This is a genomic window from Bartonella sp. PS7NMGDW, from assembly GCF_042193585.1.
Taxonomy (GTDB): domain Bacteria; phylum Pseudomonadota; class Alphaproteobacteria; order Rhizobiales; family Rhizobiaceae; genus Bartonella; species Bartonella grahamii.
The window spans coordinates 1-15,800 of sequence record NZ_JBHILX010000018.1 but is presented as its reverse complement, the minus strand read 5'-3'; the positions used below and the strand labels follow the sequence as shown (position 1 = coordinate 15,800).

Below are 15,800 nucleotides of genomic sequence, written 5' to 3'. Positions count from 1 at the left end.
TAGAGCACGTATACGGTGTAAAGTAAGACCATCAAAAGTGAATTTTTCATTGGTAAATTCGTATTTTTTTGCAGGCTGTTGTTGATTAACAGATGTGATTTCGTTTGCAATGTTAGAGATAATGGGGGGGATTTTTGAATTTGTCATTTTAAATTCTTTCTAATCATAAAAGGTTTCTATTGACCACCTAATGGGCGTCGGGCGCTAGAAACACGGTGATTAGTCCGCTGTATGCTTTCCCCTTGAAAGGGTATTGTATGGCATAACCACACCCGACAAAATTCTCATATACTAACAAAAGCATAAAAGAAAGTCAGTATTTTAAAGGCATGGGAGAGGCTGTTTCGTAACCTATCCGCTAATCACTAAGTGTTTCTATCACTTGAGTATTTATATAACAAAATACGTATTTATTGTCAAATAATATTTTATCTTTTTTGATATTTTTCTTGTTTTTTAAATACGTTGTGTATTCATAATATATTATGCTTATTAATTGCTTCTTTTATATTTATGTGCTTTTAAAGCTATATTATGGGCTTTATAAAACGACTGCGTTATTTTCTGAATCTATACATTTATAATATTTAAAAAACGCTCTCATAATGCGTATTTTTATCTTTATAACCTATCAGTTTTTTTACTAAATGGTTTTTAAGATTTCTGTTAATTTCCTTTATAACGTATTTGCAATTTAATAGCCTTTTATAGCTGTTATCTTCTTTATAGCTACCGCATCATTTTTCATTTTCATAAGAGAAATGATAAAGATGATAATGTGATTTATTTGTTATAAAACATCTAAAGAGAGACTGATAATTATAGAAATTATCGAACTCTCTTTAAACAGAGCTTTCGAAAAGTATACATTTATCATTTTAGATTACGATATAGTTTTTTAAAAGCAATCCAAATAAGAGTATTTAAAAGTGCAAATGATTTCTTTTTAGAATAACGCATATAAACACTCCTTTTAAAGATTGTATGTAAGCAATTTATAAAAGTGATATAGAACCTATAGGTATAAGACCTTATACCCCTTGTGAGGTTAATATGCCTATCATGTGAGCATGCTTTATAAGTTATTCAGTTTCTCTAATTTCTAATTTTGGTAAGTTCTTAACAATTTTCATTGTTTCCAAACTTACAGTGATAACCCTTTGAAACAACTCTAGAGGATAAGCAGGATTGCCAACGGTCTCAAAAGCATAACGATTGGCATCATTCACAATGCCACTCTTTTTATCTGTTTTTACACATTGACGCCCCATAACCCATTCAAGAGCGGGCTTGCCATTAACGATATACTCATAAGCTTACTTAGGGATATCTGTCATGATGATATTGCTATTATAAAAAACAGTCGATTTATCCTTTTCCTTACTATTCCCAGAAAATTTCATTTCAGTCACGTAATAGAATTTTTCGGGATTAGAGATCTCTGTAACTTTTGGATTACCCTTTTTAAAGGTCACTGGATAAGGCTCTACAGTTTCATAATTCACGTGCAAATGACCTAATTCATGCCCTGCTGTTACAAATTTCCAAAATCCTTAGCAGTTTTTATATAAAGAAGACGAGGCAATTCTTTAGAGAGGTTATCGACATAACGAGTGCGATAATCTTCTGAATGCAAAAGACCGTAAACATAATAAAACAGATCATCTTTAGTGATAGTTTCATTGGGATAAGCAGTTTTAAAATGCGCTAATTCTTCATAAGTTATGGCATTACGCATTTTCTTTTTTGCTTATTTTAGTATAAGCGATTGTCATGCTATTTTTCTTATCAAGCGATAATAATGGAGTGTTTCTTGTTGTCTCTAATATGTAACAGTTCCAATAAATTTGGTATATTCTATGAATAAGAGTCTTTACTTGAAGCTCAAGATTATATTACATGCAACACCTTAAAATTAAGAAGCATATAGAGCATATGATTGTCATTTAACAGTGTAATTATACAAGCTTCAAAAGCGGGGGAAATGATATGGTTTGCACAACTAATAAAGCAAGTGTATACAGTACAGTCTATGCTTTTCTCTTAGATTTTAGAAGTATTATTCTCATCAAAAAATTAAAAAATTGTTACGCGGTTGGCGATTTTTTCTGTGACGCTGATGATATGGTTCATTTGGTTGCTCATTTTGAGGACACAATGAATGCATAGATTTTTTTCACTTTTGTTTTTGCGGCTTTTTTGTGCCTTTTTTCATGGGCAAGTTTAGCACAAAACATTCGTGAGAAAGCGATTAATCAATCAGAGAGCATCCAACGACAACAAACGCAAGAACAGCGTTTTCAACGATTGCACCGTAGAAACGAAACCCATGGGGTATTTTTGCCAGACGATGATACCACATCTGCCTATGGTGCTTCGCCTAGTACAACCTGTTTGCTGATCAAAAGCATTGAATTTGTTGATGCTCTGTTGATTTCTCACACCGACCTTCATGAAGCCATTTCTCTTTGGGAAGGACGGTGTTTGGGGATTGACGAAATCAACAAAGTGCTCAAAGCGGTGACCAAGCTTTATATGAAGCGCGGCTATATTGCGGTGCGGGCTTATTTGCCTGAGCAAGATTTAAGCGGCGGTCATCTCAAGATTGTTGTTGTTGAAGGTGTGATGGAAGATATCACTCTTGATGGGCATAAAGTTGGAAGGAAATCTCAAGGAGAAATCACCACGGCTTTTCCAAACCTTATTGGGAAGCCGACCAATCTGCGCCAGATAGAGCAAGGGCTTGATCAAATCAATCGGCTTTTCTCACGTCAAGCCACCATTAATCTTGGTGCGGGGAGCAATTCGGGTGGTTCGATACTCGATGTTCATATTGAAAAACAGAAACCTTGGCTTATTACGCTTTCCAGCGATAATCTTGGCGCTAAAGCAACAGGAATTTATCAAACGCGCTTGAGCCTTTCTTTTGATGATCTGTTAGGGATCAATGATCAATGGTCGTTTAGTTATCAGCGCTCCATGGATGGTAGTCCGTATCATTTTTCTCACAAGCGTCCCAATAGTGATACTCTAACAGGATCTTTTTCTCTTCCCTATGGCACTTGGACAACAGGTTTTGATGGGACGTGGAGCCAATATCATTCAAGTGTTAAGGGAATATTTTCCGATATTATGACTGCGGGGAAGTCTTTATCGCTTACACCGTGGATTTCACGGGTTATCGACCGTGATCAAGAGGGCAAGACGTGGCTTACGGGACGCTTAACATGGAAATATTCTGATAATTTTATTATGGGCAGTCGGGTTGATGTTTCCAGCCGTAAACTAGCTATTGCAACCTTTGAGCTTGATCACTCGCGCAAGTGGCTTGGAGGAGAATTAAGCGCGCATATAGGGTTTCATAAAGGGTTGGCAATTCTTGGTGCTTATGACGATAAAGAGCAAGAGAATGCAACAAAAAATTCACCCAAAGGGCAATTTTCCAAATTGTCTTTTTCCCTAGGCTACGTGCGTCCTTTTTCGCTCAAACAATATAACTTTCGCTATAACACGCTGTTTTCAGGACAATTATCACCCGACACGTTGTTTAGTTCAGAGCAAATATCGCTTGGTGGTAGTTCCTCTGTGCGCGGAGTGCGTGAGGCGATTTATTACGGCAATAATGGGGTGTTTTGGCGCAATGAATTGTCGCTGTTGTTGCCAGGTTTTTCTTCGAACATGGGGCGTAAATTTATGAGCCAATTTGCCCCTTATATGGCGCTTGATCTGGGGGCTGTAGCCAATGATGTAAACAAAAACAGTTTTGGCGGGAGGCTCGTTGGGGCAACTCTTGGTTTCCATGCAAGCGGAGAAATTACGGATATTGATGTGTCTTATTCGAATATTTTAACCCAATCGACAGTGCGAGAAAAGGGAAATGCGACAGGGTTATTTCAAGTGCGGGCATTATTGAGATTTTAGAGCAAAGGGGCGGTAAAAAATATCGCTGCGCTGTTTACACCCATATGGGTTGTTTTTTTAAGAGATAAAGAATTTTATGAGGAGCTGAAGATGCGGGGATTGAAAAATCAAAAGCATAAATTGGGATATGGATACAAGCGAGGAAAGCGCGTTCTTTGTGTTTTGCAGCGAGGGATCCATAAGGGGCTTTCACTTGTTTTAAGTTTTTGCTTAGCTTTTCAGCCTTTGTTGTTGCAAGCACAAGCGCTTGGAGCGCGAAGTCCTGTTGCACAAGAGAGCCAAGGGATTAAAGCAGCTGATGGGGTTGGCTCTGTTTTCCGCCCCACGGTGGGGAAAGCCGGCAATGATGTGCCGCTGATTGATATTGTGCGCCCCAATGGTCAGGGTCTTTCTCATAACAAATATGACAGTTTCAATGTTGATACCCATGGCGTGATTTTGAACAATTCGACTGAGGAAGTCTCGCGTTCACAGCTTGGGGGATTGGTGCCAGGCAACGGCAATTTGCGTTATAGCGGTGCAGCAAAGGTTATCCTTAATGAAGTGGTAAGTGCCAATCGCTCGCGTCTTGAAGGCGTGAGCGAAGTACACGGGCATATGGCGGATGTTATTATCGCCAACCCCAATGGGATTACTTGTAACGGTTGTGGCTTTATTAATACTCCACGGGTGACTTTATCGACCGGACAACCGATTATTGGAACCGATGGGGCTTTGAGTGGGTTGCGTGTTGAGGGTGGTGATATCACCATAGGCGCTCGTGGAGCTGATGGAAGTGCATTAGATATTTTTGATCTTGTTTCGTGCAAGATCAGTATCGGAGGTCCCATACAGGTCAAAGGAGATTTGGCTGTTATCGCTGGTCACAATCATTTTGATTATGACAAACGCGAAGCAACTTCTCTTGGTTCTGATGGCAAAGAGCCAGAATTGGCGATTGATTCCAGTGAGTTTGGTGGAATGTATGCGGGGCAGATCCGCGTGATTGCCAATGATAAAGGCGCCGGCGTTAAGATGCGAGGAGACATGGTTGCCAATGCAGGCGCCATGAGATTGACAAGTGATGGCAAGCTGGTGATTGCCAAAGCACGCGCCAAAGGAGCAGTAAAAGCGCGTTCTCACCACGATAGTGTGCACGTGAAAGATCTGCTTTTTTCAGAAGAAGCGGTTGAGCTGAAGGCTTTGAAACATGTTGAACTGGCTGAGCAAGCTCGCGTTGCGGCAAGCGGTGCTGTTAATGTGCACGCCGATCTGATCAAGCTCCAGTCTCATGCTCTTCTAGCAAGCGGTATTGGAAGTGATGGTCAACAGTCAGCGACGGGTTCTTTGCACTTAAAAGCAGCAAAGCTTGAGGCGGGGAATGGGCGGATAGCCGCCGGTGATCTTTTAGAGATCCAAGCAGCAACAATTGATCTAAGCCGCATGCAAGACAATGATCAAACAGGGGTTTCTTCCCTTGGCGATCTGACAATTAAAACCAATCAAATCACCGCTTTAAACAACCATATTGGTGCCAAGGGGAATATTGTCTTGAGCGCCGATGATGCGCTCACTGTAGGTGCTGGACATTATAGCGCCGGCGGCTCTCTTTTGGTGCAAGCGGCAGAGCTTACATCAGGCGCTCATTTAGTTGCAGAACAAAAAATAGACCTTTATGCGCATCACGGTGCCCTGATCCAAGAAGGCACTGTCTGGTCTAATGGGAAGATAACGCTGGATGCCTATGGTGCCCTCAATCACACGGGTGATATTGTCAGTATGCAGCAGGTTGCCTTGACAGCGGGGGGCATGCTCACAACCTCTCAAGAGAGCACGATTTTAAGTTATGATGTGGTTTTAAGTGCTGATGCTTTAACCCAAGCAGGGACTGTGGAAGCTCAAGAAGGAGCATTAACCCTTCAAGTGCGTGATGGGGTTGCAAATAACGGCACAATGCGCGGTGAGAGTGTCGATGCTCATATTGGTGCATTTACCAATCAAGGGACGTTTATTGCAACCGATGATTTGCATTTGATGGTAAGCACACAAGAAGGCGCCGATCCGCAACAAGCCTTTCTGAAGAATACATCCGAAGGTGTCCTTCAAAGTGGTGGTGTTTTTGTTGTGATCGCAGGGCGATTAGACAATGCCGGTGTGCTTGGCTCTAGTGGTGAGAATGTTGCCCTTAATGTGGCAGGGAATGTCAGCAATAGTGGGCTGATTTACGCCAAAAAATCTATGGATCTATTCAGTGATGGTAATCTGAGCAATACACAGGGCAGAATTATTGCTGAAGAGGCTCTCACCATTGGTGGGCTGAAAGAGACACGTGCTGGTCATATAAATAATGAGGCTGGTCTTCTCAGTGCTTTAGCCGGTGAGATGAAGATTGTTGCAACGTCTTTTGTCAATAAAAGCGCTGAAACGACAAATTCAGACCAACAAAATGCTACACATGATGAAGGTGCGCATGTTTTAGCGCGGGATGGTTTGCGCATTAATGTGGGCAGTTTTGAGAATGTTGATGGTCTCATTTCTACGCAAGGGGCAGTTAATATTGTTGCTGATAGTGTGATCCAAGCAGGGCACATAGAGATTGAGCGTGGTGACCTTCAACTGACCAGCCATGGTGATTTAAGCAATAGTGGCACGATAGAAAGCAATGATACCATTGCTTTGCATGCGCAAACAAATCTCAGCCAAACGGGGCGCATTGTTTCTAAAAAGCGGGTTGAGCTTTCCAGTGATGGCATATTGACAATGGGTGAGACAAGTGAGGTTGGCGCCTATGATGTAACGCTGAAGGCAGGCACACTCACCCAGGCTGGGCTTGTGGAAGCGCAAGGCGGAGTACTTACTCTCAACAGCCATGATGTTTTAAGTAATTCCGGTATCATGGTGGGCACTGTTGTTGAAGCGAAGCTTGGGTCTTTAGCAAATTCCGGTCAGCTTTTAGCCATTGACAGCTTTACGCTTATGGCAGAAAGCCATGATCCGTCATTGGGGCAAGTTGCTCTGGTTTTAAATGGTGAAGACGGTGTACTTAAAAGTGGTGGTGCTTTTGTCTTAACCGCAGATGTTTTGGACAATGCCGGCAGTATTGGTTCAAGTGGTGATGGGGTTGCGCTCAATGTGAGCGCTGATCTGAGCAATAGCGGACTGATTTATGCCAAGAAATCTGCAACGCTCTCCTTAGATGGGGATTTTATCAATAAGTTTGCCGACGTCATTGCTGAAGACAATCTCATCATCCGTGGTTTAAGTGGAGAGCGGGCTGGTCATGTGATCAACAGCTCAGGGCTTTTAGAAGCCGTGTCCGGCGATATGACCTTCGATGTCTCAGCGCTTACCAACATGCGTGAAGGCGGGGTTGAAGTTAGCGATAAAGTGGTTAATCGCAATGTCCATGAAACATCACATACCGAAAAAGATGGGTGGCTTTTGGTTGATACAACCACTACAACTACCAGAGTTACAACGACGGTTAGTCAGCAGCGGCCTCATTTTACCAATAATGCTGCACAAATTTTAGTAGGACGTCATCTGACAATTAATGCCGGCGATATCCGTAATAGCTACAGTTTAATTGCTGCTAATGGCAACATTGAGATGCAGGGAAATACGCTGCTCAATGAAGGGCGCGATTTAACCGAAACAACCAAGATTGAGACGACAACACGTATCGAGACTACATCTGGTGATATTTTGGGTGCAGGGGTGGCTCAAATAGGAGATACAGACACATCGGAATATGTTGATGATCCTGTAATAATCACGCGCACCTATGATGCTGTTTATGGCACGATTGAAGCTGGTGGCACGCTTGATGTCAAGGTTACAGACACTCTTGACAATCATGCGGTGCGTGAGGGGGTTGAGCAAGTTGGCTTAAGCTCTGGAGATAAAGGTTTGGCTGGTGTTAAAAACACCGATTTTGATGGTTCCAAACCACTGATTAGTGATGATCGATTGGACGGCATTATCAATGGTTTGAAAGGACACAAAGGGCTTTTTGCACCGAGCATCCAAACACCCGCACCAGAATCCATACAGGTGCCAACGCAAGATGGGCTTAGCTCTGTCAAGACAGAGTTAGCTGGCAGCCAATCACCGGATGTGCCGTTTTTAGTTGAGACGCGACAGGACTTTATCAACCCAAGTAAATTTTTAGGATCGGACTATTACTTAAAAAAGATTGGCAATTATAAGCCTGAGAACGTGTTCAAAAGATTGGGCGATGCTTATTTTGAATATCGTCTGGTGGGTGAGCAAATCTTTGAGCTGACAGGCAATCGCACTCTTCTTGATGATGAAGATCCCAATGCTCAAATGCAAACGCTCTATGACAATGCTGTGGAGCAGCAAGGTCCCTTGGGGTTAGTGCTAGGCAAGCCCTTAACGCCTCAGCAGATTGCTGAGATCAAAAAGGATATGATCTGGCTTGAGATCCACCTTGTCGACGGACAAGAGGTCTTGGTACCCCACGTTTATTTGGCGCCAACCTCCTCTTCAGAACAAGGGATAAAAAAAGCACAAGGATTGCAAGAAAATCTTGCCAGTGCACGTTTGAAAGGCAATGGCGTCACCTTGAATGCGGACCGTCTTACCAATAGCGGTGCTGTGGTAAGTGATGATGCACTGCACGTTTCGACCACGCAAACTTTGTTCAATAATGGTGGGTTTTTGCTTGGTACCGGAGCTGTAGAGCTCACCAGTAACGGTCTTTTAGCCAATTCTTCCGGTGTTATTCATGGTGATACGGTTACCATGACGGGTGATACGATTGTCAATAGCACGGCTAAAATCCGTGACACGAATGCATATGGTTTTGTTGATCGAGCTGGGCAGAAGGGACAAATTCTCTCTAATCATGAATTAAACATCCAATCCCTTGGTGATCTTGGCGCAGAGGGTGGGGAATTCACCAGCGGCGGTCCGATGACGATGATTATCGGTGGTTCTGCCACGTTTAGTGCATTGGCGCTAGAAAGTGAACATGCGCAGACATTGGAAAAAGGGCATTATAACGCCCAAAGCAGAGAGCACCGTTTGAGTGAAGTTAACAGTGGGGATGATCTTAACGTTGTTACGAACGGCGACCTCATCATGGATGGGGCTAAGGTAAAAGGAGAAGGTAATGGGAATCTCACCAGTGGTGCTGCTTTCACGCTGACTTCGGTGCAAGACGTTAACAGTTTTGACTTGGATCTTAGGGGCAAAGAAGGCGACAAATCGAAACAAAAGAATAAGTTTCGTCAACAATCAACTGAAGTTACCACAAACAAAAGCACGATGGAGTTTAGCAAAGACCTCTCCATACACGCGCAAAATGGGGATCTCACACTTGGTGCGGCAGGGCTATCAAGTGGTGGTCAGACGCATTTGACATCAGATAATGGGAAGATCAAGTTTCTCACCAACAAGGATCAAGATTTTAAGGATGTTTATCAGCGTAATGAAAACCTTGTGTGGTGGAGTGAGGGTGACGAAGGTTACCTTAAGGAGACCATCGAGCATGTCACCATAGATGCTAAGGGTGGCATGAAGCTTGATGCAGGCAATGGCTTTGTTGTTGAATATGAGGCAACCGGTGATTTAGACAAATCCCTTGAGCAATTGTCACACTCTCCAGGCATGGCATGGATCAAGCAACTGCGTGATGATCCCGTGTTATCCAAGCAAGTTGATTGGCAAGCAGTTAAGGCTGAGTTTAAAGACTGGGATTATAAAGCCCAAGGGCTGACAGAAGCCGGTGCGGCTCTCGTGGCATTGGCTGTCACGGCGGTTACGGGTGGAGCAGCCTCGGGCGCTGCTAGTGCCATTACCGGTGCTTTGGGGCTTGGCTCGAGCACCGCCATGAATGCGGCGATACAGGCTGGTGTCCAAGCGCTGATTAACAAAAGCGCTGTGGCTCTTGTTAACAATCGCGGTGATATTGCCGGCGCCTTGCATGAGCTTGGTTCTTCCAAGAATATTCTCAGCATTGTCTCGTCGATGTTGACAGCAGGCTTAACCAGCCAAATAACGGAAATGGTTGGTGTTGGACAATCTTTGCCAAAAACCGCTCCTTTTGTCGATCGCATTGCCCTTGAAGCGGAAAAGAACCTGATCAAAGCCGCCATTGGCACAGGCGTGCAAACGGCTCTTGAGGGTGGCTCTCTTGACAAGAACTTTTTTAACAATCTGCGCATCGCCCTGTCTGATACGGTTGGCAAATCGTTGGCAGAAGAAATTGGTACTGCCAAGGCAGAAGGCAAAATAGATACAGTCACTCAGATCGTTGCCCACGCCGGTCTTGGCTGCTTAAAAGGCGCTGTTGCGAGCGGTGCTTGCTCTGCCGGTGCTATCGGCGGGGCTGTGGGTGAAGCCACAGCCATGCTCCAGTTTAAACTGTGGGTGCAAGGCATTGTGAAAGAGGAAATGGGGGACCTAAACGGTCGCACCCCAACTCCGGAAGAGGAAGCGCGTATAAACGCAAAGATTGATGCGCAGTTTGCTGACTTTAGAGACCACACCATTGATGTTGCAAGGGCTGCTGGGGGCGTTGCCGCTGCCCTTGCCGGTGGCAATGTTGATGCCGGCGCCGATGCCGCTGGAAATGCCGCTGCAAATAACTACCTCAGCAGTGCTCAAATAGCCCAGATGAATAAAGAATTAAAGGAGTGTCCTGACCTTTTATGTGAAGCAGAAGTGTCTGCGAAGTGGTCTGCGATTAGTACAGGGCAAGGTATAAGCTTTGGGGCTGGTATAGTAGCTGGTGTACCGGCTGAAATATACGATACGCTTGATGGTTTTTGGCAACTAGCCAAACATCCCGAAGAGACTTTGAAAGCGCTCAAAGATTTTTTCAGCAGTGATGAGATTTTGGCGACAATTGGTCGGACCCTTGGACAGTCCTATGTAGATCGCATTAATAAAATGGAGGAGGAATATGAGCGAGCCGGTGCTGGTGGATCCTTTAAAGCTGGACTTGAATTTGGAAAATTATTGACTGAAACAGCATCCCTAATGACAGGAGTTGCTGGAGCAGCCAAGGGAGCCATAAAGCTTGGCGAAAAGGCTTGGATTAAATTCATTGCTAGGAAAGATTTTGCCCAATTCGCTTCCAAGAAAAATCTTGCAGAACTTGCAGCTCAAGGAGATCCTGACAAACTAGCTGCTAGGAAAGAACTGACCAAACTCGCCGCTAAAGAAAAAAAGCTTTGGTTAAAAAAGAAACCCACTAAATTTACCGATAGCAAATTTGGACAGACCTACACAGTTTATCGGAGAGACGATTTGTTTGATCCTAACCAAATTGTTAATTGGACAGTAAAGAAGAAAAAGGTGTGGGGTACCAATATTGAAAGGACAAAAACAGGAAGAGCACCTATGGGGTTTGATGGCAAGCCTGTTGAGTTGCATCACCTAAAGCAAACCCCCGATGGACCCCTAGCGGAAATTAGCCATGAATTTCATAAAAAATATACTTCTGTTATTCATGCTAATCCAAAAACACATCAATCGCTTATAGAGAGAAAAAAGTTTGAGAAGCAGAGAGAGGAATATTGGAAAGAATACGGCAATGGGCATGGAGAACAAAAAAACAGTAGTTTAGGAGGAATAATCAATATGAAATGGGGCATTATAGGTCTAAATTTTGACAGATGGGGACAGGAGCACCGGCAGTAGTGATCTACGGTTGATGAAAAGAGAAAAAACAGAGATTTATAGAATAATTGATGGAGAATAATTGATGAAAACCTATACCTTAGATGATGTTATACAATTAGTTGATAAATATGAAGGTGATATTGTCAATTTTTGTTCTGAAGATGACGCAGTTGGTGATCTCGTGATTGAAAATGCGGAGAAAGCTCTCGGTTTACAATTCACATCTTCCTATAAAGTTTTTTTAAAACATTATAAAGGCGGGGACATTGGTGGTTATGAAATCTATAGTCTTTATGAGCATCCTATAGGTGTTCCTTTTGATGATATTGTTTTTCAAAACTTAAATGATAGAAAACGTGGTTTCGCAACACCAAAACAGCTTATCGTTTGTGATGCTGCTTTTGGTGAAACCTTTTATTTTGATTATACACAGTTTAGGGATGGAGAATGCCCACTTTATGTCATGCTTCCATCTGAAGATTGCGAATATTACGCAAGTAATTTTTATGAATTCCTTTGCAAAAGAATTAAAGAAAGCGCGGGAGAAGAGATACCTGAAGGTGACCAACCGATTGAAAAGATTGAGAACACTCCCACTCCGCAACCTATACCTTTTTACAAGAGTTTTTGGAAAAAACTATGGAAGAGGTCAAATTGATAGAGGAAATATGGAGCGTTTATAACGCACGTTTTGAGGTTCATCCATGAAAACCTATACTTTAGATGATGTTGCAGTATTAATTGATAAAGTGAATAAATATGATGATGAGATTATCAATTTTGGTACTGCAGAGGATGCAGTTAGTGATGTACGGATTAAAGAGGCAGAAAAAACTCTCGGTTTACAGTTTACAACTTCTTATAAGGATTTTTTAAAAAATTATAAGGGAGGAGAAATTGGAGGTGATGAAATATTTAGCATTTATAACGCAAGTTTTGATAAGTGTCCTGCTGGTGATATTGTTTTCTATCATTTGACGGATATAAAAAATGGTTTCGCAAAACCAAATCAGCTTGCCGTGAATAGAACTGATTTTGGTGAAACATTTTATTTTGATTACTCTCAATTTCGGGATGGTGAATGCCCACTTTATGTCATGCTTCCATCTGAAGATTGCGAATATTACGCAAGTAATTTTTATGAATTCCTTTGCAAAAGAATTAAAGAAAGCGTGGGAGAAGAGATACCTGATGGTGATCAACCGATTGAAAAGATTGAGCACACTCCCACTCCGCAACCTATCTCTTTTTACAAGAGTTTTTGGAAAAAACTATGGAAGAGGTGAAATTGATAGCGAGGAAATATGGAGCGTTTATAACGCAAGTTTTGAGGATCATCTATGAAAACCTATACCTTAGATGATGTTGCAGTATTAATTGATAAAGTGAATAAATATGATGATGATATTATCCATTTTCGTATTAAAGATAATGCAGTTGATGATCTTGTGATTGAAAAGGCGGAGAAAGCTCTCGGTTTACAATTCACGTCGTCTTACAAGAGTTTTTTTAAACATTATAAAGGTGGGGACATTAGTGGTGAAGAAATCTATAGTCTTTATGAGCATCCTATAGGTGTTTCTGTTAATGACGTTGTTTTCCAAAACTTAAATGATAGAAGAGATGGTTTTACGACACCAGAACAGCTTGTCGTGTGTTACGCTGATTTTGATGAAACCTTTTATTTTGATTATACGCAGTTTCGGGATGGTGAATGCCCACTCTATGTCAGGTTTCCATTGGATAATTGCGAATATTACGCGAGTAATTTTTATGAGTTCCTTTGTAAAAGAATTAAAGTACACGCGGGAGAAGAGATACCTGATGGTGATCAACCAATTGAAAAGATTGAGAACACTCCCACTCCGCAACCTATCCCTTTTTACAAGAGTTTTTGGAAAAAACTATGGAAGAGGTGAAATTGATAGAGGAAATATGGAGCGTTTATAACGCACGTTTTGAGGATCATCTATGAAAACCTATACCTTAGCTGATGTTGCAGTATTAATTGATAAAGTGAATAAATATGATGATGAGATTATCAATTTGGGTAGTGAAGATGATGAAGAGAATGAAACAGATGATTTACAGATTGAAAAGGCGGAGAAAGCTCTCGGCGTACAATTCACATCCTCTTACAAAGTTTTCTTAAAAAAATATGGAGGAGGAGAAATTGGTGGTGATGAAATCTTTAGCATTTATGGAGATTGTGGGGAAGGTATTCCTGCTGGTGATATTGTTTACCGAAACTTACTCAATAGAGAACGTGGTTTTGTGACACCAGAGCAGCTTTTCGTTAGCAGAACAGATTTTGGTGAAACCTTTTATTTTGATTATACGCAGTTTCGGGATGGTGAATGCCCACTCTATGTCATGCTTCCATCTGAAGATTGCGAATATTATGCCAGTAATTTTTATGAATTCCTTTGCAAAAGAATTAAAGAAAGCGTGGGAGTTGAGATACCTGATGGTGATCAACCAATTGAAAAGATTGAGAACACTCCCACTCCGCAACCTATACCTTTTTACAAGAGCTTTTGGAAAAAACTATGGAAGAGGTGAAATTGATAGAGGAAATATGAAGCGTTTATAACGCACGTTTTGAGGATCATCCATGAAAACCTATACCTTAGCTGATGTTGCAGTATTAATTGATAAAGTGAATAAATATGATGATGAGATTATCAATTTGGGTACTGCAGAAAATGCAGTTGATGATCTACTGATTGAAAAGGCGGAGAAAGCTCTCGGTTTACAATTCACATCTTCTTATAAGAGTTTTTTAAAAAATTATAAAGGAGGAGAAATTGGAGGTTATGAAATCTGTAGCGTTTATAGGGATTGTGGAATAGGTATTGCTGCTGGTGATATTGTTTTCCGCAACTTAAATAATAGAAAAAGGGGTTTTGCGACACCAGAACAGCTTATCGTAAGTAGAACAGATTTTGGTGAGACTTTTTACTTTGATTATACGCAGTTTCGGGATGGTGAATGCCCACTCTATGTCATGCTTCCATCTGAAGATTGCGAATATTACGCAAGTAATTTTTATGAATTCCTTTGCAAAAGAATTAAAGAAAGCGTGGGAGCTGAGATACCTGATGGTGATCAACCGATTGAAAAGATTGAGCACACTCCCACTCCGCAACCTATCCCTTTTTACAAGAGTTTTTGGAAAAAACTATGGAAGAGGTGAAATTGATAGTGAGGAAATATGGAGCGTTTATAACGCACGTTTTGAGGATCATCTATGAAAACCTATACCTTAGCTGATGTTGCACAATTGGTTGATAAGTGATTCATGATGCAAACTAAAGATGTCACAGAGATTTTAAAAAGACTGGGCTGGGAGCCTTATCGTGATAACGTGGGTGATACTTTTGCGCATTATCATCTTCCCGATCGCATTATTGGCATTGGCTATGGTGTAAAAAATTATGGAGAGAGTGGCAAAGAGTTTTTGCTTTCGGCTGATCTCACCACCGCTGCTTATTGTCTTGGCTGGGAATATTCTAGAGGTGAAAAATCACAGCGTAAATATGGAGATGTGCTGTTTTACGCGAAGGAGGATTTTAATGTTAAAGCTCCGGATCTTTCCGAAAGCCATATTAAGGACGCTCTAAATAGAGTGATTGCATGGGCGCAAGCACAGGATATTGAAAAAAAATTACGTGAAGAAGCTGCAGATCATTCTGCCGTTGCACAAGCATTACTTGGTGATATGGAGGCTTTAAGGAGTGATAGATCTACCCCAAAACTATCTGTGCCAGAATTTGCTGATTATAAAACAATGACATCGGATGATCGCCTGCTTTTTTTTGCACAGGCCTATAAAAATGGGGAATTAGACGATATTCTAACGCGCAAAAAAACCAAACAGCGCTCGATAAGCCTCACAGCAGCAATGCGCGTTCTTAAAACACAAGGGTGGTTTTCAACGGAACCTGGAAAAATGTGGTTGATTTTGCCCGACCGCTTTATTCAATTTGATTTTGGTTTTATACGTCTCCATGACAATTACAATGTCCGCATTGAAGCTGAAATATCTAATGAAATGATTTCTGTCGCTTGCAATTGTATTCACTATAGTAAGGAATATTGGTGTGTTTCTCCTAAAAATATTTATAATTCTTTTAATACGATTGGGGGGGGGATTTTTAGTGGTTTTGGTAAAGGCATTGATATTTGTGTAGAGACATTAGATGAGCAAGAGCTTATCAAAATCTCTGAGCGGATAATACAGTGGG

At 41.7% G+C, this 15,800-nt stretch carries 9 protein-coding genes and 1 pseudogene; 9 read left to right on the top strand and 1 reads right to left on the bottom strand.

Going from position 1 to position 15,800, the window contains the following annotated elements; translation table 11 throughout:
* Positions 1 to 1,082: 1,082 nt before the first annotated feature.
* Positions 1,083 to 1,735, bottom strand: a pseudogene (locus ACFIKJ_RS07940) (type ISP restriction/modification enzyme); the annotation flags it as partial.
* Positions 1,736 to 1,989: 254 nt separating this feature from the next.
* Here ACFIKJ_RS07940 and ACFIKJ_RS07935 point away from each other — a divergent pair.
* The 9 genes from ACFIKJ_RS07935 to ACFIKJ_RS07895 form a co-directional block, all read left to right on the top strand.
* Positions 1,990 to 2,169, top strand: a complete 180-nt coding sequence (locus ACFIKJ_RS07935) for a hypothetical protein (protein WP_375670430.1) — start codon at positions 1,990 to 1,992, stop codon at positions 2,167 to 2,169.
* 30 nt (positions 2,170 to 2,199) lie between these two features.
* The gene (locus ACFIKJ_RS07930; protein ID WP_375670429.1) at positions 2,200 to 3,921 is read left to right on the top strand and encodes a ShlB/FhaC/HecB family hemolysin secretion/activation protein; all 1,722 of its coding nucleotides are present in this window, start codon (positions 2,200 to 2,202) and stop codon (positions 3,919 to 3,921) included.
* 90 nt (positions 3,922 to 4,011) lie between these two features.
* Complete coding sequence (locus tag ACFIKJ_RS07925) at positions 4,012 to 11,571, top strand: DUF637 domain-containing protein (RefSeq protein WP_375670428.1); 7,560 nt, start codon at positions 4,012 to 4,014, stop codon at positions 11,569 to 11,571.
* A 64-nt stretch (positions 11,572 to 11,635) separates the two neighbouring features.
* Positions 11,636 to 12,211 carry an SMI1/KNR4 family protein gene (locus tag ACFIKJ_RS07920; RefSeq protein ID WP_375627485.1) on the top strand — a complete coding sequence of 192 codons (576 nt, stop codon included), beginning with the start codon at positions 11,636 to 11,638 and terminating at the stop codon, positions 12,209 to 12,211.
* Positions 12,212 to 12,257: 46 nt separating this feature from the next.
* The gene (locus ACFIKJ_RS07915; RefSeq protein ID WP_375652083.1) at positions 12,258 to 12,839 is read left to right on the top strand and encodes an SMI1/KNR4 family protein; all 582 of its coding nucleotides are present in this window, start codon (positions 12,258 to 12,260) and stop codon (positions 12,837 to 12,839) included.
* Positions 12,840 to 12,893: 54 nt separating this feature from the next.
* Positions 12,894 to 13,472, top strand: a complete 579-nt coding sequence (locus ACFIKJ_RS07910) for an SMI1/KNR4 family protein (RefSeq protein WP_375627483.1) — start codon at positions 12,894 to 12,896, stop codon at positions 13,470 to 13,472.
* A 52-nt stretch (positions 13,473 to 13,524) separates the two neighbouring features.
* Positions 13,525 to 14,115, top strand: coding sequence for an SMI1/KNR4 family protein (locus tag ACFIKJ_RS07905; RefSeq protein WP_375626710.1), 591 nt, complete (start codon positions 13,525 to 13,527; stop codon positions 14,113 to 14,115).
* 52 nt (positions 14,116 to 14,167) lie between these two features.
* On the top strand, positions 14,168 to 14,749 hold the full coding sequence (locus ACFIKJ_RS07900) for an SMI1/KNR4 family protein (RefSeq protein WP_273791575.1): 582 nt from the start codon (positions 14,168 to 14,170) through the stop codon (positions 14,747 to 14,749).
* Between the two features lie 108 nt (positions 14,750 to 14,857).
* The coding region (locus ACFIKJ_RS07895) for a DUF6990 domain-containing protein (RefSeq protein WP_375670426.1) at positions 14,858 to 15,800 on the top strand (943 nt) is incomplete at its 3' end.

What these genes read in the sequence shown, in the direction of transcription:
- ACFIKJ_RS07905 (WP_375626710.1), top strand. Translation starts at nt 13,525, where the DNA reads ATGAAAACCTATACCTTAGCTGATGTTGCAGTATTAATTGATAAAGTG.
- ACFIKJ_RS07920 (WP_375627485.1), top strand. Translation starts at nt 11,636, where the DNA reads ATGAAAACCTATACCTTAGATGATGTTATACAATTAGTTGATAAATAT.
- ACFIKJ_RS07910 (WP_375627483.1), top strand. Translation starts at nt 12,894, where the DNA reads ATGAAAACCTATACCTTAGATGATGTTGCAGTATTAATTGATAAAGTG.
- ACFIKJ_RS07915 (WP_375652083.1), top strand. Translation starts at nt 12,258, where the DNA reads ATGAAAACCTATACTTTAGATGATGTTGCAGTATTAATTGATAAAGTG.
- ACFIKJ_RS07925 (WP_375670428.1), top strand. Translation starts at nt 4,012, where the DNA reads ATGCGGGGATTGAAAAATCAAAAGCATAAATTGGGATATGGATACAAG.
- ACFIKJ_RS07900 (WP_273791575.1), top strand. Translation starts at nt 14,168, where the DNA reads ATGAAAACCTATACCTTAGCTGATGTTGCAGTATTAATTGATAAAGTG.
- ACFIKJ_RS07935 (WP_375670430.1), top strand. Translation starts at nt 1,990, where the DNA reads ATGGTTTGCACAACTAATAAAGCAAGTGTATACAGTACAGTCTATGCT.